The 17,584-nt window shown below is 61.2% G+C and carries 10 protein-coding genes; 4 read left to right on the forward strand and 6 right to left on the reverse strand.

The features are described 5' to 3' along the window. Positions 1 to 148: 148 nt before the first annotated feature. A complete protein-coding gene (putP, locus tag ACP7CJ_RS10600) occupies positions 149 to 1,633 on the forward strand; it encodes a sodium/proline symporter PutP (RefSeq protein ID WP_247397270.1) in 1,485 nt (494 codons plus the stop codon). 92 nt (positions 1,634 to 1,725) lie between these two features. On the opposite strand, the gene ACP7CJ_RS10605 is transcribed toward putP, so the two are convergent. Next, on the reverse strand, positions 1,726 to 2,235 hold the full coding sequence (locus ACP7CJ_RS10605; protein ID WP_426100451.1) for a hypothetical protein: 510 nt from the start codon (positions 2,233 to 2,235) through the stop codon (positions 1,726 to 1,728). 299 nt (positions 2,236 to 2,534) lie between these two features. Beyond that, positions 2,535 to 3,812, reverse strand: coding sequence for an O-acetylhomoserine aminocarboxypropyltransferase/cysteine synthase family protein (locus ACP7CJ_RS10610; protein WP_276195997.1), 1,278 nt, complete (start codon positions 3,810 to 3,812; stop codon positions 2,535 to 2,537). 251 nt (positions 3,813 to 4,063) lie between these two features. Here ACP7CJ_RS10610 and ACP7CJ_RS10615 point away from each other — a divergent pair, with 251 nt between their 5' ends. After that, a complete protein-coding gene (locus ACP7CJ_RS10615) occupies positions 4,064 to 4,900 on the forward strand; it encodes a 23S rRNA (adenine(2030)-N(6))-methyltransferase RlmJ (protein WP_247397281.1) in 837 nt (278 codons plus the stop codon). Positions 4,901 to 5,014: 114 nt separating this feature from the next. On the opposite strand, the gene msrA is transcribed toward ACP7CJ_RS10615, so the two are convergent. The 4 genes from msrA to aceE form a co-directional block, all read right to left on the reverse strand. After that, complete coding sequence (gene msrA, locus ACP7CJ_RS10620; RefSeq protein ID WP_426100449.1) at positions 5,015 to 5,662, reverse strand: peptide-methionine (S)-S-oxide reductase MsrA; 648 nt, start codon at positions 5,660 to 5,662, stop codon at positions 5,015 to 5,017. Positions 5,663 to 5,735: 73 nt separating this feature from the next. Beyond that, positions 5,736 to 8,429 carry a putative bifunctional diguanylate cyclase/phosphodiesterase gene (locus tag ACP7CJ_RS10625; RefSeq protein WP_276196000.1) on the reverse strand — a complete coding sequence of 898 codons (2,694 nt, stop codon included), beginning with the start codon at positions 8,427 to 8,429 and terminating at the stop codon, positions 5,736 to 5,738. Between the two features lie 292 nt (positions 8,430 to 8,721). Continuing rightward, complete coding sequence (aceF, locus tag ACP7CJ_RS10630) at positions 8,722 to 10,365, reverse strand: dihydrolipoyllysine-residue acetyltransferase (protein ID WP_426100447.1); 1,644 nt, start codon at positions 10,363 to 10,365, stop codon at positions 8,722 to 8,724. An 11-nt stretch (positions 10,366 to 10,376) separates the two neighbouring features. Next, positions 10,377 to 13,022 (reverse strand): pyruvate dehydrogenase (acetyl-transferring), homodimeric type, encoded by a 2,646-nt coding sequence (aceE, locus tag ACP7CJ_RS10635; RefSeq protein ID WP_247407726.1) that lies wholly within the window; start codon positions 13,020 to 13,022, stop codon positions 10,377 to 10,379. A gap of 383 nt (positions 13,023 to 13,405) precedes the next feature. On the opposite strand from aceE, the gene glnE reads away from it, so the two are divergent. Then, the gene (gene glnE / locus ACP7CJ_RS10640; protein WP_426100445.1) at positions 13,406 to 16,345 is read left to right on the forward strand and encodes a bifunctional [glutamate--ammonia ligase]-adenylyl-L-tyrosine phosphorylase/[glutamate--ammonia-ligase] adenylyltransferase; all 2,940 of its coding nucleotides are present in this window, start codon (positions 13,406 to 13,408) and stop codon (positions 16,343 to 16,345) included. Positions 16,346 to 16,549: 204 nt separating this feature from the next. Then, a complete protein-coding gene (gene waaF / locus ACP7CJ_RS10645) occupies positions 16,550 to 17,584 on the forward strand; it encodes a lipopolysaccharide heptosyltransferase II (protein ID WP_426100443.1) in 1,035 nt (344 codons plus the stop codon).

The following is a 17,584-nucleotide window of genomic DNA, read 5'->3' on the forward strand; positions in this document are numbered from 1 at the left end:
GCTTATGGTGCGGTTCATCGGCTGGCGGCTTTCCTGGGGAAACGTCAGTCATAAATGCGTGCGATGTAGGTACATCCACTCACTGAATCAGTGGGTGGCCGTCTGACAGACCGCCGCTACATAAAAACAAAGCCAGGGCGTCACTTCTATGAGCGTTAGCAATCCAACCCTGATCACGTTCGTGATCTACATCGCAGCAATGGTGCTGATCGGCTTAATGGCCTATCGCTCCACCAACAACCTTTCCGATTACATCCTGGGCGGTCGCAGCCTCGGTAGCGTGGTGACTGCCTTGTCAGCCGGTGCTTCCGATATGAGCGGCTGGTTGTTGATGGGCCTGCCGGGTGCAATCTACATGTCCGGCCTGTCGGAAAGCTGGATCGCCATCGGCCTGATCGTCGGTGCGTACCTCAACTGGCTGTTCGTGGCCGGTCGCCTGCGCGTGCAGACCGAGCACAACGGCGACGCCCTGACGCTGCCGGATTACTTTTCCAGCCGTTTCGAAGATAAAAGCGGCCTGCTGCGGATCATCTCTGCGGTGGTGATCCTGGTGTTCTTCACCATCTATTGCGCTTCCGGCATCGTAGCCGGTGCCCGCCTGTTCGAAAGCACCTTCGGCATGTCCTACGAGACCGCCCTGTGGGCCGGCGCTGCGGCGACCATTGCCTACACCTTCGTGGGTGGTTTCCTGGCCGTGAGCTGGACCGACACCGTACAAGCCACCCTGATGATCTTCGCGCTGATCCTCACACCGATCATCGTGCTGCTGGCCACTGGCGGCATCGACACCACGTTCCTGGCGATCGAAGCGAAGAACCCCGACAACTTCAACATGCTGAAAAACACCAGCTTCATCGGCATCATCTCGCTGATGGGCTGGGGCCTGGGTTACTTCGGCCAGCCGCACATCCTCGCGCGCTTCATGGCGGCGGATTCGGTGAAGTCGATCGCCAAGGCGCGTCGCATTTCGATGACCTGGATGATCCTGTGCCTGGCCGGCACCGTGGCCGTGGGCTTCTTCGGTATTGCCTACTTCTCGGCGCACCCGGAAGTGGCCGGCCCGGTCAACGAGAACCACGAACGTGTGTTCATTGAACTGGCCAAGCTGCTGTTCAACCCATGGATTGCTGGCGTTCTGCTGTCGGCGATTCTGGCGGCGGTCATGAGCACCCTGAGCTGCCAATTGCTGGTGTGCTCCAGCGCCCTGACCGAGGACTTCTACAAGACCTTCCTGCGCAAGAACGCCTCCCAGGTTGAACTGGTGTGGGTCGGCCGTGTCATGGTGCTGCTGGTGGCGTTGATCGCCATCGCCATGGCTGCCAACCCGAATAACCGCGTGTTGGGCCTGGTGAGCTACGCCTGGGCCGGTTTCGGTGCCGCGTTCGGCCCCGTGGTACTGATCTCGGTGATCTGGAAACAGATGACCCGCAACGGCGCACTGGCTGGCATTCTGGTTGGCGCGATCACCGTGATCGTGTGGAAGCATTTCGAATTGTTGGGCCTGTACGAAATCATCCCAGGCTTCATTTTCGCCAGCCTGGCGATCTACATCGTCAGCAAGCTGGGCGCGCCGACTGCGGGTATGGTTGAGCGCTTTGATGCTGCGGAGAAAGACTACAACCTCAACAAGTAATCGGTAGGTTTTGGCGACTCGTTGAAATGAAACAGGCCCGCATTTTTTGAATGTCGGGCCTTTTTTATGAACAATGCGTCGCGGTCGGGTGCTTACAAGCTCAATTGGTTACGGAAATGAAAGATCGTTGTGCCTCCAACGCCGAGTAGCCCGATGAATGCTGTCCCGTGAAGAACAAATTTCAGGCGGCTCGGAAACGCCTCAACCTGCTTTAAATCAACGACGCCACGTTTTGCATTCCATCGCGGCAGAGCGATTGCGACATAGACCACGCATAGCCTGCCCAACCTGCCGCGTAGGGAGTTGCTCAACAGGTTTTTCAGCAAGTCATAGTTGTGCAGTGCAAAAGCATCCCCACCTGCGGCCATCACGCTATGCCGAATATCCCAGGCGGCTCGCATCAAGTGTGACTCTTGCGGGGTGAAGATCGCAGTGGTTTCGTCACCGATGATCACTAACTGTCCTGGCAGTACGACAACATTGCGAATGTGAGTATTGAGGGTGTCGAACTTGGCTTCGGCGTATGGGCTCAAGCGCAAACTTGCCTTGAGCTCCACCGAGGTTTGTTGGCGGTCATTGATGAAGGCATAGGGCTGAGGCATTAGCGACTCCCCAGCCATAGTGATCGGTTCGAAGGGAGGTCGTTGCTTGCCATGGAAACAGTCCTTTTTGAATGAGCATGGCTGCGCAATTTAAAGAGCGGTTCGAGTGGTGTCGTGGTTTTGGCGGGGGATTTTTCGGTGGTTTTTTGCTTTTGGGAAAAGGGCTACTGAGTTGCGGTATGTTTCCGACAGAGGCGTGAATTTTCACTGCCTTTACGCCGACGACCTCGCGGCACAAGGTCGCCTGCTTTGCGCGCCATGCGGATGTCAGCCATGACGCACGGGCCGATGACCTGGCCTCAGACGTGCGTTGCAGCCAGCGCCTGTTGCAGATCCTCGATCAAATCTTCAATCGCCTCAATCCCCACCGACAGGCGAATCATCTCCGGTTTCACGCCGGCCTTGGCCTGTTCCTGCTCGTTCATCTGGCGATGGGTGGTGGACGCCGGGTGGCAGGCCAGGGATTTGGCGTCGCCGATGTTCACCAGGCGCTTGAAGATGTGCAGGGCGTCGTAGAAGCGTACACCGGCTGCGTAGCCGCCCTTGAGGCCAAACGACAGGATCGCCGAGGGTTTGCCCTGCATGTATTTCTGCGCCAGTGCGTGGTGCGGATGATCGGGTAGGCCGGCGTAGCTGACCCACTCCACTTCGGCGTGATCTTGCAGGAATTGCGCGACCTTCAGTGCGTTCTCGGTATGGCGTTCCATGCGCAGGGCCAGGGTTTCCAGGCCTTGCAGCAGCAGGAAGGCGTTCATCGGCGCCAGCGCTGCGCCGGTGTTGCGCAGTGGCACGGTGCGGGCGCGGGCGATGAAGGCGGCGGGGCCGAATTTTTCGGTGTAGACCACGCCGTGGTAAGCCGGCTCGGGCTGGTTGAGGCCGGGGAATTTTTCCGCGTGTTTCGTCCAGGGGAACGTGCCGCTGTCGACAATCACGCCGCCCAGGGAGTTGCCATGGCCGCCGACGTATTTGGTCACCGAATGCACCACGATATCGGCGCCGAACTGGATCGGTTTGCACAGGATCGGCGTGGCCACGGTGTTGTCCACCATCAGCGGTACGCCACGGGCGTGGGCCACATCGGCCAGGGCTTCGATGTCGATGATATTGCCTGCCGGGTTACCGATGCTCTCGCAGTAGACCAGCTTGGTGTTGTCGTCGATCAGTTCGGCGATGGCGGCGGCGGAATCGTCGCGGGCGAAGCGCACATCGACGCCGAAGCTCGGCAGCAGGTGGGCGAACAGGGTGTAGGTGCCGCCGTAGAGCTGCGGCGTGGTGACGACATTGTCACCGGCGCGGGTCAAGGTCTGGATCGCATAATGAATCGCTGCGCTGCCGGCGGACACGGCCAGCGCAGCGATACCGCCTTCGAGCGCGGCCATGCGCTGTTCCAGCACATCGTTGGTCGGGTTCATGATCCGCGTGTAGATATTGCCGGGCACGTCCAGGTTGAACAGGTCGGCGCCGTGCTGGGCATTATCGAATTCGAAGGCGACGTTCTGATAGATCGGCACCGCGACGGCTTTGGTGGTCGGGTCGGACTTGAAGCCGTGGTGCAGGGCGATGGTGGCGTCTTTCATGGTTTTTGTTGACCTCCTTGGTTTTTATGGGCGCCCCCAGGCAGGGTGGGAGCTGGCTTGGCTGCGATGGCTTCATCGCGGTGTGCAGGTAATACCGCGTCAGTTGCATCGCGGGCAAGCCCGCACACAGAGTAGGGGTTAGATTGTTTTCAGTCGTACACCTGTATTTGCGGCATAAGCACCGCCCGGCATGCGCCCCTGCACCTTTGCCCGTGTAGCAGGTAAACTTCGCCCCCTGCGCAGGAGCAACCATGAATTATCGTCACGCCTTTCACGCCGGCAACCACGCCGATGTCTTCAAACACCTGACCTTGACCCGACTCATCGCCTTGATGTCGCGCAAGGAGCAGCCGTTCGCCTACCTCGACACCCATGCCGGCATCGGTCTGTACGACTTGCAGGGCGACCAGGCCAACCGCACCGGTGAATACCTGGAGGGCATCGCCCGTCTGTGGGGCAAGAGCGACCTGCCGCCATTGACCGCCGACTACATGCGCGTGCTGCACGAGATGAACCCGGATGGCCAATTGCGCTATTACCCAGGTTCGCCGGAACTGGCACGACGCCTGACCCGTCCCCAGGACCGCGTGCTGCTCAATGAAAAGCACCCGGAAGACGGCGTGTTGCTCAAGGACAACATGAAGGGTGATCGCCGCGTCAAGGTTCACCTGGGCGAAGGCTGGCATGTGCCGCGCGCCATGCTGCCGGTGCAGGAAAAGCGTGCCTTGATGCTGATTGATCCGCCATTTGAGCAACTCGACGAAATGCAGCGCTGTGCGGCGTCGCTCAAGGAGGCGGTCAGCCGCATGCGCCAGACGGTCGCGGCGATCTGGTATCCGGTGAAGGACCAACGCATGTTGCGCCGTTTCTACCAGGACCTGGCCGGCACCGGTGCGCCGAAGTTGTTGCGCGTGGAATTGCTGGTGCATCCGCTGGACACGCCCAACACCCTGACCGGCTCGGGCCTGGCGATTGCCAACCCGCCGTGGGGTTTGGAAGAGGAATTGCGTGAGCTGCTGCCGTGGCTGTCCAAGCAACTGGGCCAGACCCAGGGCGGGTGGCAGATGGATTGGCTGATTGCCGAGTAACCGAGTCTGGCGCAAATCAATGTGGGAGGGGGCTTGCCCCCGATAGCGGTGGTTCAGTTAAAGATACTGAGACTGACATACTGCAATCGGGGGCAAGCCCCCTCCCACATTTTTTTAGATCGGGCAAGTCACGCCGGTGCCGCCGATCCCACAGTAGCCCTGCGGATTCTTCGCCAAGTATTGCTGGTGATACGCCTCGGCGAAGTACACCGTCGGGGCTTCGTCGATTTCCGTGGTGATGGTGCCCAGGCCGGCCTTGCTCAGCTCTTGCTGATACGCCTGCGCACTGGCCTGCGCCGCCGTCAATTGCTCCGGCGTGGTGGCGTAGATCACTGAACGGTACTGGCTGCCGATGTCATTGCCCTGGCGCATGCCTTGGGTCGGGTTGTGCAGCTCCCAGAACATCTTCAGCAAGTCTTCGTATCTCAGCTTGGCCTGGTCATACACCACCAGCACCACTTCGCTATGGCCGGTCAGGCCCGAGCAGACTTCTTCGTAGGTCGGGTTCGGCGTGTAGCCGCCGGCATAGCCGACCACGGTGCTGACCACGCCATCGCGCTGCCAAAATTTGCGCTCCGCCCCCCAGAAGCATCCCAGGCCGAAGATCGCGAAGCCGACGTCGTCGATGAACGGGCCGAGCAGCGGGTTGCCGTTGACGAAGTGCGTTTCCGGCAGGGTCATCGGGGTTTCACGGCCGGGCAAAGCTTGTTCTGCAGTAGGAAGCACGTTTTTGTTCACCAGAATTTCCGAGCGCAAGACCATGAGCAGTCCTCTCGTCAGGTTGAGTTAACAGTAAAGAGTCAGACAGCCAGTGTGCCCGAGTGTTACAGCGCTGTCAGGCGATTGGCCCGCGAGGATAGCGTTTAAGCTTCTCGAGCAGCTCTGAACCGGGAATAGGCCGGTCGAACAGATAGCCCTGGCCGACGTCGCAACGGTGCCGACGCAGGAACGCCAACTGATCGGCGGTCTCGATGCCTTCGGCCACGACCTTGAGCTTGAGGTTGTGGGCCATGGCGATCACGGCGGAGGTGATTTCCATGTCGTCCTGGTTGTCCGGGATTTCGTGGATAAAGCTGCGATCGATCTTGATGATGTCGATCGGGAATTTTTTCAAGTAGCTCAGCGACGAGTAACCGGTGCCGAAGTCGTCCATGGCCAGGGTCAGGCCCAGGCTCTTCAACTGGTCCAGTTGCAGGCGGGTGTCCTCGGTGGCTTCCAGCAGCAGGCCCTCCGTCAACTCCAGCTCGAGCAGGTTGGCCGGCAGCTCTTCTTCTTTGAGGATCGCGGTAATCGAGGCCACCAGGTCCGGGTCGGAGAACTGCTTGGGCGACAGGTTGATCGCCACCTGCAGGTTGCCCAGGCCGGCGGCGCTCAGTTGCTTGCTCATGCGGCAGGCCTGGCGGGCGATCCATTTGCCGATGGGGATGATCAGGCCGGTTTCTTCGGCCACGCTGATGAACTGGTCGGGGCGGATCATGCCCTTTTCCGGGTGGTTCCAGCGCAGCAGCGCCTCCATGCCCAGCAAGCGGCCGCTGCGCAGGCACAGTTTGGGCTGGTAGAACACGTCCAGCTCGTTCTGGGTCAGGGCGCGACGCAGGTTGTTTTCCACAAACAGCTTGTAGCTGGCCTCGGCGTTCAGTGCTTCGGTAAACACCTGCACCTGGTGTTTGCCGTTGGCTTTGGCCTTGTGCAGGGCTAGCCCGGCGTTGCGCATCAGGGTTTGCGGGTCGCGGCCATGCAACGGCGCGCAGGCCAGGCCCACGGAGCCGGTGACGCTGATCAATTGGTTGTCGACGAACATCGGCTTGTCGAGGGTCGCCAGCAGTTGGCTGGCGACGAACTGGCCGCTCTCCAGGTCGGTCTCGTCGAGCAATACCGCAAACTCGTTACTGGCAAAGCGCGCCAGGCTGCCGCCGGCGCTGAGGCTGTTGCGCAGGCGCCGGGCCAGGCTGATCAGCAGCTTGTCGCCGGTCTGGTGGCCGAGGCTGTCGTTGATCCGCTTGAAGTTGTCGATGTCCACCAGTAACAGGCAGATCGGGCTGTCGCTGTCGCGGGCAAAGCGTTCGTCGAGGTTGCGGATGAACGCCGGGCGGTTGCCCAGGTTGGTCAGGTTATCGGTGTAGGCCAGGCGCTCGATGCGCTGCTGCGCCAGCTTGGTCTGGGTGATGTCTTCGTAGATGCCGATGTAGTGGGTCAGCTCGTGATTGTCGCCATAGACCTTGGAGATCGACAATTGGCCCCAATAGGGTTCCAGGTTCTTGCGCCGGCTTTTGAATTCACCCTGCCAACTGTTGCTCTGGGCCAGGCTCGATGGCGCGTCGAACAACAGCTCGTTGAGGTTTTCCAGCGCCGGCAATTGCGCCAGGCGATGGCCGTGGACCTCTTCGGTGCTGTATTGGGTGATCGCGGTAAAACTGGGGTTGACGTACTCCACCACGCCATCGCAATTGACCAGCAGGAAGGCGTTGGCGCTTTGTTCCACGGCGCGCTGAAACAGGTGCAGCGCGCTGGTGGCGGCACGAAGGTTGTGGTTGTTGATCACTTGCGCGAACTGATCCGCCAGCTCGCCGGCAAAGGCGATTTCGTCGGACTGCCAGACGCGCGTGTCGCCGCCTTGTTCCAGGCACAACACGCCAACGACCTGACCATCGACGCGGATGCTCGCGTCGAGCATTGCATGTGTGTCTTTGGCCTTTAGGGATTCGGCCATTTCGCGGGTGCGGAGGTCGGGCTTGACGTTGCTGGCGTCGATCGCACGGCTGGTTTGCAGGGCTTCGAGGTAGTCCGGAAAGCCGCTGGCGTCAATCGGCTCGGGCAAGTGGTGCTGCTGATCGGCGCGGTGGTACGCCGAGATCGGCACCAGGCGCTGGTCTTCGAGGTTCCAGATGCTGGCGCAATCGATCTGGTAGATGTCGCAGGCGCTGCGGGTGATCAGCTCGGCGGCTTCCTGCAGCGAATTGTTCGTGGTGTAGCGCTGGCGGGCGAGCAGCAGGATCAACGCTTGCTGGGCGCGCACCCGTTCCAGGTGCAGCAACTGTTCCTGTTGCGCGCGCTGGTTGAGTTCCAGGGCGATCTGCAGGCGGCTGTTCTGGCTTTCCAGGTCTGCCGTTGGCGTCGTCGACGGACTCTCGCTGAACACGCCGTCGACCACCATCAGGTAGCCCCGCAGCAGGTGGCGATTGTGTTGTTTGTAGGCTTCGCCCATTTCCAGCAGGCTCAGGGGGCCGTCGTTGGTGTGCAGGGTGTAGCGCACCAGGTAATGAGGGCTCTCGGTCAGTTGCTGCTGGATCGCATCGTGCAGTTGATAGCGCGCCTGCGGCTCCATCAGGCTGGCGTAGGGCGAGCCGATCAAGGCGCACAGTTCGACCGCCGGCAGGCCGAATGGGCGCTCGCAATTGGGGTCTAGGTAGAGCAGGGCCCAGCTTGCCTCATTCTGCCGCTCGAAACGCAGCATACCGAGGCGCGAAGGCACCGGTAATTGCGTCACTACCTCGGCCGCCGTCCGGGCAACATCGGGTTGGCTTTTCATGGGGAAGCTCACTTGAAAAAACGCACACGGCGCCGGGCTCTCGCCCTCTTTACTGTTGCCTGCCGCAAGGTTGCATCATGCAGGCCGGGCTGACAAGAGAGGATGAAGGCTAAGTGCTATATGGATTATATCGGTTGCGTAGGTGATTTCTGCAGTCGAGGCGACGGAAGGTGTACAAACCTGTTTATTTGTACAAAAAAAGCCCCGCCAAGTGGCGGGGTTGAGGAACGAGCGTGGCGCTCGGAAATCGATGCAATCAGGCCTCCCGGTTACCAGGGAGGCCTATCGCGGCTTACAGCAAGATGGTGCGGATATCGTTCAGCAGTTGGCTCAGGCGCTGCGTGAAGCGTGCAGCCGCCGCGCCATTGATCACACGGTGATCGTAGGACAACGACAGTGGCAACATCAGCTTCGGCTGGAACGCTTTACCGTCCCATACCGGCTGGATAGTCGCCTTGGAAACACCCAGGATCGCTACTTCCGGCGCGTTGACGATTGGCGTGAAGCCAGTGCCTCCAATGTGGCCGAGGCTGGAAATGGTGAAGCACGCGCCTTGCATGTCGTCTGCGGTGAGCTTCTTGTCGCGGGCTTTGGCCGCCAGCGCAGCAGCCTCGGCCGCAAGCTGCAGCAGGCTCTTCTGGTCGACGTTCTTGATGACCGGCACCAGCAGGCCATCCGGGGTGTCGACCGCAAAGCCGATGTGAACGTACTTCTTGCGAATGATCGCCTTGCCGCTTGGCGCCAGCGAACTGTTGAAGTCCGGCAGCTCCTTGAGCAGGTGCGCGCAGGCCTTGAGCAGCAGTGGCAGCACAGTCAGTTTCACGCCGGCCTTCTCGGCCACGGCTTTCTGCGCAACACGGAAAGCTTCCAGGTCGGTGATGTCGGCCTGGTCGAACTGGGTCACGTGCGGGATGTTCAGCCAGCTGCGGTGCAGGCTCGACGCGCCGATTTGCATCAGACGGGTCATCGCCACTTCTTCGGTTTCGCCGAAGCGGCTGAAGTCCACGACCGGGATCGGCGGGATGCCCGCGCCACCGGTAGCGTTGCCGGCAGCCGGGGCTTCCTTGGCCTTTTGCATCATGGATTTGACGTAAACCTGCACGTCTTCCTTGAGCACTCGACCATGAGGACCGGTGGCCGCGACGGCGTTCAACTCGACGCCGAATTCACGGGCCAGTTGGCGCACAGCAGGGCCGGCGTGAACCTTGGCGCCGCTTGGCGCCGGTGCAGCCGCCGGGGCCAGTGCGGCCTCGGCTTTTGCAGCCGGTGCCGGAGCAGCGGCAGCAGGGGCGGTTTCAGCCTTGGCAGCCGGCGCAGCGGCCGGTGCTGGAGCAGCCGCCGGCGCAGCGCCTTGGACTTTCAGCTTGAGGATGAAGTCGCCAGTGCCGACTTCGTCTTCCAGCTTGACCGCGATGCTTTCCACCACGCCGGCAGCCGGCGAAGGGATTTCCATGGAGGCCTTGTCGGACTCCAGGGTGATCAGCGACTGGTCGGCTTCGACGGTATCGCCGACCTTGACCAGCAGCTCGATGATCTTGGCCTTGCCCGACGAACCGATGTCCGGGACATGAATGTCCTGAACGGTGGCCGCAGCCGGTGCAGCAGCCGGGGCCGCTGGGGCCGCTGGGGCCTCGGCGGCAGCAGCAGGTTTTTCAGCCGGCGCCGCTGCAGCAGCGGCAGCAGCCGGAGCCGCATCGGGGGCGCCCTCGATTTCCAGCTCCAGCAGTTCGTCGCCTTCTTTCAGGCGATCGCCCAGCTTCACTTTCAGGCTCTTGACCACGCCGGCCTTGGGAGCCGGGATTTCCATGCTCGCCTTGTCCGATTCCAGGGTCAGGATGCTCTGGTCGGCTTCGACGGTGTCGCCGACCTTCACAAACAGCTCGATTACTTCACCTTCACCGCTGCCGATGTCAGGTACGCGAATGAGTTCGCTCACAAAAAGTCTCCTCAGCAGTCCAGTGGGTTGCGTTTTTCCGGGTTGATCCCGAACTTGACGATGGCGTCAGCCACCACCTTGGGTTCGATCTCACCACGGTCAGCCAAGGCTTCCAGGGCTGCCAACACCACGAAGTGACGGTCGACTTCGAAGAAGTGACGCAGCTTCTTGCGGCTGTCACTGCGGCCGAAACCGTCGGTGCCCAGGACTTTGAATTCCTTGGACGGGACCCACTGGCGAATTTGTTCAGCAAACAGCTTCATGTAGTCGGTGGACGCGATAACCGGACCCTTACGGCCAGTCAGGCATTCTTCGACGTAGCTCAGCTCAGGCTTCTGGCCCGGGTGCAGGCGGTTGTTGCGTTCTACGGCCAGGCCGTTGCGACGCAGTTCGTTGAAGCTGGTCACGCTCCACACGTCGGCGCCGACGTTGAAGTCGTCACGCAGGATCTTCGCCGCTTCACGCACTTCGCGCAGGATGGTGCCGGAGCCCATCAGTTGCACGTGGTGCGCTGCTTCCTTGGTGTCTTCTTCGAGCAGGTACATGCCCTTGATGATGCCTTCCTCGACACCGGCCGGCATGGCAGGTTGCTGGTAGGACTCGTTCATCACGGTGATGTAGTAGAAAACGTCCTGCTGCTCCTGGGTCATCTTCTTCATGCCGTCCTGGATGATCACCGCCAGCTCATAGCCGTAGGTTGGATCAAAGGTGCGGCAGTTCGGAATGGTGGCCGCCAGGATGTGGCTGTGACCGTCTTCGTGTTGCAGGCCTTCGCCGTTCAGCGTGGTCCGGCCGGCGGTGCCGCCGATCAGGAAGCCACGGGTACGGCTGTCGCCTGCTGCCCAGGCCAGGTCGCCGATACGCTGGAAGCCGAACATCGAGTAGAAGATGTAGAACGGCAGCATCGGCTGGTTGTGGCTGGAGTACGAGGTCCCGGCAGCGATGAAGGAGCTCATGGCGCCCGCTTCGTTGATGCCTTCTTCGAGGATCTGGCCCTTCTTGTCTTCTTTGTAGAACATCACCTGGTCTTTATCGACTGGCTCGTAGAGCTGGCCGACGGAGGAGTAGATGCCCAACTGACGGAACATGCCTTCCATACCGAAGGTACGGGCTTCGTCCGGGATGATCGGCACGATGCGCGGACCGACTTCCTTGTCCTTGACCAGTTGCGCGAGGATTCGCACGAAGGCCATGGTGGTGGAGATCTCACGGTCGCCCGAGCCGTCGAGGATAGCCTTGAGGGTATCCAGCGCAGGTGTCGGGATGTTGAAGCTCTTGGCACGGCGCTGTGGCACGAAACCGCCCAGTGCGGCACGACGCTCGCTCAGGTAACGGGCTTCGGCGCTGTTCGGCTCCGGCTTGAAGAACGGCAGGTTTTCCAGCTCTTCGTCCTTGACCGGGATGTCGAAACGGTCGCGGAACAACTTCAGGCTGTCGACATCGACTTTCTTGGTGTTGTGCGCGGTGTTCTTCGCTTCGCCGGCACCGGTGCCATAACCCTTGATGGTCTTGGCCAGGATGACAGTCGGTTGTTCTTTGTGGTTGACCGCTTCGTGGTACGCCGCGTAGACCTTGTACGGGTCGTGGCCGCCACGGTTGAGTTTCCAGATCTCGTCGTCGGACAGGTCGGCAACCATCGCCTTGAGTTCCGGCGTGTTGAAGAAGTGTTCACGCACGAACGCGCCGTCTTTGGCTTTGTAGTTCTGGTACTCGCCGTCGATGACTGCGTCCATGCGACGTTGCAGGATACCGTCGACGTCCTTGGCCAGCAGTGGGTCCCAGAAACGGCCCCAGATGACTTTGGTCACGTTCCACTGAGCACCGCGGAACACACCTTCGAGTTCCTGGATGATCTTGCCGTTGCCGCGAACCGGGCCGTCGAGGCGCTGCAGGTTGCAGTTGATGACGAAGATCAGGTTGTCCAGCTTCTCGCGGCCGGCCAGGGAGATGGCACCCAGGGATTCCGGCTCGTCGCACTCGCCGTCGCCCAGGAAGCACCAGACTTTCTGCTTGCCTTCGGGGATGAAGCCACGGGCTTCCAGGTACTTCATAAAGCGCGCCTGGTAGATCGCCTGGATTGGGCCCAGACCCATGGAAACCGTCGGGAACTGCCAGAACTCAGGCATCAGCCAAGGGTGCGGATAGGACGACAGGCCCTGACCGTCAACTTCCTGGCGGAAGTTGTTCATCTGTTCTTCGCTGATGCGACCTTCCATGAACGCACGGGCGTAGACGCCTGGCGAGGTGTGGCCCTGGAAGTAGATCAGGTCGCCACCGTGTTCGTCGGTCGGGGCCTGGAAGAAGTAGTTGAAGCCGATGTCATACAGGGTTGCGCTGGACGCGAAGCTGGAGATGTGACCGCCCAGGTCAGAATCTTTCAAGTTCGTGCGCATTACCATCGCCATGGCGTTCCAACGTACCAGCGAGCGAATGCGGCGTTCCATGAACAGGTCGCCAGGCATGCGTGCTTCGTGGGTAACAGGGATGGTGTTGCGATATGGCGTGGTGATGGCGTAGGGCAGTTGCGAGCCACTGCGGGTCGCGAGTTCGCCCATACGGGTCATCAGGTAGTGAGCACGGTCTTCGCCTTCTTTGTCGAGAACCGATTCCAGGGCGTCCAGCCATTCCTGGGTTTCGACGGGATCGAGGTCTTGCATGGCTTGCTCCAGGGCGGAAAGGCTACCAGAATCGGTTGCCTGAAGTTTGCGACTGGCCTTGTGGGCAGACGACATAGATTCTTGGATGGCCGGAGGTTGTTCCGGCGTCCTGTAGTTTTACTACAAATCGTCGGCCATTTCAGCCTTTCGAATGTATATACGAGTAGTAAAACTACACAAAACTGAGCGGGGTACTCGGTCAGTTAGGTGAGCATAATCGTTATCGTTGATCTTTTGCGAACAAGAAAAGGTAGAAGTTTAATGTTGCCTGCCAAAATTTATGAATTTTCAGCTATTTATAACTTTTGTTCGACAGTCCTTTGCCGAGCGTGGTTCCTGCGTTCACAGCAACAAGCCCATAACACGCCGATCAAGGATAGACCATGAGCCTTCCAACGCTGGCCGAACTGCCGGCCATTCTTTTGCCGTTCGCCGATCGGGCAGTGCAGTCATTTCGTGATGCAGTGGCTGCGCTGGACGACGATCATGGCCTTTGCGCGTGGACGTCGCAACGCTGGGCCGACTTCGCCCGCGTGTGCGCCGCCAGTGATTTCGTCATTGAACAGAGTGTTCGTGACCCTTTGATGTTGCTCGAATTGGTCGCCTGGGGCGAGCTGGACCGTGGCTTTGCGCCGGGCGAGCTGTGCGGGCAAATCGCCGGTGCTGTGCAACAGGCCCAAACAGAAGATGAGCTGGGCCGCGTCCTACGCCGCCAGCGCACCCGCCAGCAAGTGCGCATCATCTGGCGCGACCTGACCCGCCAGGCGGACCTGGTGCAAACCTGTCGCGAGCTCTCCGACATGGCCGACGCCAGCATCGACCAGGCCTACCAATGGCTGTACCAACGCCATTGCGCACAATTCGGCACGCCGACCGGGGGCCGCAGCGGTGAGCCGCAGCACATGGTGATCCTCGGCATGGGCAAGCTCGGTGCGGTGGAACTGAACCTGTCATCCGATATCGACTTGATCTTCGCCTATCCCGAGGGCGGCGAGACGGTGGGCGTGAAGCGCGCCCTGGATAACCAGGAATTTTTCATTCGCCTGGGTCAAAAATTGATCAAGGCCCTCGACCCGATGACCGTCGACGGTTTTGTCTTCCGGGTCGACATGCGCCTGCGGCCCTACGGCTCAGCCGGCGCGCTGGTGCTCAGCTTCAATGCGCTGGAACAGTATTACCAGGACCAGGGCCGCGACTGGGAGCGTTACGCCATGATCAAGGCGCGCGTCGTGGCCGGCGATCAGGTGGCCGGTGCGCAGTTGCTCGATATGCTGCGACCGTTCGTCTACCGCCGCTATTTGGACTTCTCCGCCATCGAAGCGCTGCGCACCATGAAGCAGTTGATCCAGCAGGAAGTGCGGCGCAAGGGCATGGCCGAAAACATCAAGCTCGGCTCGGGCGGCATCCGCGAAGTGGAATTTATCGCCCAGGCGTTCCAGCTGATCCATGGCGGGCGCGACCTCAGCCTGCAACAACGGCCATTGCTCAAGGTGCTGGGCACCCTGGAAGGGCAGGGCTACCTGCCGCCGGCGGTGATCGCCGAGTTGCGCGATGGCTACGAATTCCTGCGTTACACCGAGCATGCGATCCAGGCGATTGCCGATCGCCAGACCCAGATGCTGCCGGACAGCCCCGAAGACCAGGCGCGCATTGCCTTTATGCTCGGCTTTGCCGATTGGGCCGCGTTCCATGAGCGCCTGATGTACTGGCGTGGGCGGGTGGACTGGCATTTCCGCCAGGTGATCGCTGATCCGGATGAAGAAGACGGCGAAGAACGCGAATTGGTCGTCGGCGGGGAATGGTTGCCGTTATGGGAAGAGTCCCAGGACGAAGACGCGGCCTGCCGCCAATTGGCCGAAGGCGGTTTCACCGACGCGCCCAAAGCGCTCAAAGCCCTGGCCGGCCTGCGCGGGAGCCCGCAACTGCGCGCCATGCAACGCCTCGGTCGCGAGCGCCTGGATGCGTTTATCCCGCGTCTGCTGGCCCAGGCCGTCGAGCACGTCAGCCCGGACCTGGTGCTGGAGCGCGTATTGCCGCTGGTGGAAGCCGTCGCCCGCCGGTCCGCCTATCTGGTGTTGCTCACGGAAAACCCCGACGCCCTACGCCGCCTGCTGACCCTGTGCGCCGCTAGCCCGTGGATCGCCGAACAGATCACCCGCTTCCCGCTGTTGCTCGACGAATTGCTCAACGAGGGCCGCTTGTTCAAACCGCCGTTGGCGCCGGAACTCGCCGCCGAATTGCGCGAACGCCTCACGCGCATCCCCGAAGATGACCTTGAGCAGCAGATGGAAGCCCTGCGGCACTTCAAGCTAGCCCACCGCCTGCGGGTGGCCGCCTCGGAAATCGCCGGCAGCCTGCCGCTGATGAAAGTCAGCGACTACCTGACCTGGCTCGCCGAAGCCATCCTCGAACAAGTGCTGGCCCTGGCCTGGCGCCAGACCGTCGCTCGCCACGGCGCGCCGCAACGGCTGGACGGCACCTTGTGCGATCCTGGGTTCATCATTGTCGGTTATGGGAAAGTCGGCGGTATCGAATTGGGGCATGGTTCTGACCTGGACCTGGTGTTTATCCACGACGGCGACCCGCAGGCCGAAACCGATGGCGCCAAGCCGATTGACGGCGCGCAGTTCTTTACGCGCCTGGGCCAGCGGATCATTCACTTGCTGACCACGCAGACCAACTCGGGGCAATTGTATGAAGTGGATATGCGCCTGCGACCTTCGGGCGCATCCGGTTTGTTGGTGAGCTCCCTCGGTGCCTTCGCGCGCTATCAGGAAAACGAAGCCTGGACCTGGGAACATCAGGCGCTGATCCGCGCGCGGGTGCTGGTGGGCAGCCAGGATGTGGGCCGCGCCTTCGAGCAGGTGCGGGCCAAGGTGTTGGGTCGTGAGCGCGACCTGACGAAGCTGCGCCAGGAGGTCAGCGAGATGCGCGCCAAGATGCGCGACAACCTGGGGACCCGGGCCACGGCGGCCGGTACCGGCGCCAATGCCTTCGAACCCACAGTGGCGTTCGACCTCAAGCAGGACGCCGGAGGTATCGTCGATATTGAATTTATGGTGCAATACGCGGCTTTGGCGTGGTCTGCGCAACATCCATCGTTGCTGCGCTACACCGACAATATCCGCATTCTAGAGGGCCTGGAGCAGGTCGGGCTGATGCCCGCCGCCGATGCCCATTTGCTGCGCGAGGTGTATAAAGCTTACCGTTCCGCGGCTCACCGCCAGGCCTTGCAGAAAGAGGCCGGTACGGTGGCCGGGGATCAGTTCGCCGACGAACGGCGCCAGGTGATGCGAATCTGGCAGGCACTGGGGTTAAGCTGACACTCGATTTAATGAGCGACGCCAATCTAATGTGGAAACCGGCTTTATGTGGAAGCGGGCTTGCTCGCGGTGCAGGCGCTACGGTCTGTCTATCAGGCCGCGGTGATGCTATCGCGAGCAAGCCTGTTCCCACACACTGCACGCCCTACAGTAATCATCGAGGCGGGGAGGCGTAAGCCTCCCCGCATCGTTTGTGGAAACTACATGAATATTCTGATCGTTGGGCCCAGTTGGGTCGGTGACATGGTGATGGCGCAGACACTGTTCCAGTGCCTGAAACAACGTCATCCCGACTGCCAAATCGACGTGCTCGCCCCTGAGTGGAGCCGGCCGATCCTTGAGCGCATGCCGCAAGTGCGCAAGGCCTTGAGCTTCCCGCTCGGCCATGGCGCCCTCGAACTGGCGACCCGCCGTCGCATCGGCAAATCCCTGGCCGGCCAGTACGACCAGGCGATCTTGTTGCCCAACTCGATGAAATCGGCGCTGGTGCCGTTTTTCGCCGGCATTGCCCAGCGCACCGGCTGGCGCGGCGAGTTTCGCTACGGCTTGCTCAATGACGTGCGCAAGCTCGACAAGGCGCGCTACCCGCTGATGATCGAACGCTTCATGGCCCTGGCTTACGCGCCGGGTGCCGAGTTGCCGACGCCGTACCCGCGCCCGAGCCTGCAGATCGACCCGATCACCCGCGACGCGGCCCTGGCCAAGTTCAGCCTGGCCCTCGACCGTCCGGTGCTCGCCCTGTGCCCCGGCGCCGAGTTTGGCGAGTCCAAGCGCTGGCCGTCGGAGCATTACGCCAAAGTCGCGGAGATGAAGGTCCGCGAAGGCTGGCAGGTGTGGCTGTTCGGCTCGAAAAACGATCATGCGGTGGGTGAAGACATTCGCCAGCGTCTTATCCCCGGCCTGCGCGAAGAGGCAGTGAACCTCAGTGGCGACACCTCGCTGGCCGAGGCTATCGACTTGCTGTCCTGCGCGGATGCGGTGGTGTCCAACGACTCCGGGCTGATGCACGTCGCGGCGGCGTTGAACCGCCCGCTGGTCGCGGTGTACGGCTCGACTTCCCCAGGCTTTACGCCGCCGTTGGCCGACAAGGTCGAAGTGGTGCGCCTGGGCCTGGATTGCAGCCCGTGTTTTGAACGCACCTGCCGTTTCGGCCACTACAACTGCTTGCGCCAGTTGCTGCCGCAACCGGTCAGCGATGCCTTGCAGCGGTTGCAGGGCACTGTGGTCGAGGTTCACTGA

It is taken from the genome of Pseudomonas sp. PSPC3-2 (genome assembly GCF_049897085.1).
GTDB classification, from domain to species: Bacteria; Pseudomonadota; Gammaproteobacteria; order Pseudomonadales; family Pseudomonadaceae; genus Aquipseudomonas; species Aquipseudomonas paraveronii.

What these genes read in the sequence shown, in the direction of transcription:
- putP (WP_247397270.1), top strand. Translation starts at nt 149, where the DNA reads ATGAGCGTTAGCAATCCAACCCTGATCACGTTCGTGATCTACATCGCA.
- ACP7CJ_RS10605 (WP_426100451.1), bottom strand. Translation starts at nt 2,235, where the DNA reads ATGCCTCAGCCCTATGCCTTCATCAATGACCGCCAACAAACCTCGGTG.
- ACP7CJ_RS10610 (WP_276195997.1), bottom strand. Translation starts at nt 3,812, where the DNA reads ATGAAAGACGCCACCATCGCCCTGCACCACGGCTTCAAGTCCGACCCG.
- ACP7CJ_RS10615 (WP_247397281.1), top strand. Translation starts at nt 4,064, where the DNA reads ATGAATTATCGTCACGCCTTTCACGCCGGCAACCACGCCGATGTCTTC.
- msrA (WP_426100449.1), bottom strand. Translation starts at nt 5,662, where the DNA reads ATGGTCTTGCGCTCGGAAATTCTGGTGAACAAAAACGTGCTTCCTACT.
- ACP7CJ_RS10625 (WP_276196000.1), bottom strand. Translation starts at nt 8,429, where the DNA reads ATGAAAAGCCAACCCGATGTTGCCCGGACGGCGGCCGAGGTAGTGACG.
- aceE (WP_247407726.1), bottom strand. Translation starts at nt 13,022, where the DNA reads ATGCAAGACCTCGATCCCGTCGAAACCCAGGAATGGCTGGACGCCCTG.
- glnE (WP_426100445.1), top strand. Translation starts at nt 13,406, where the DNA reads ATGAGCCTTCCAACGCTGGCCGAACTGCCGGCCATTCTTTTGCCGTTC.
- waaF (WP_426100443.1), top strand. Translation starts at nt 16,550, where the DNA reads ATGAATATTCTGATCGTTGGGCCCAGTTGGGTCGGTGACATGGTGATG.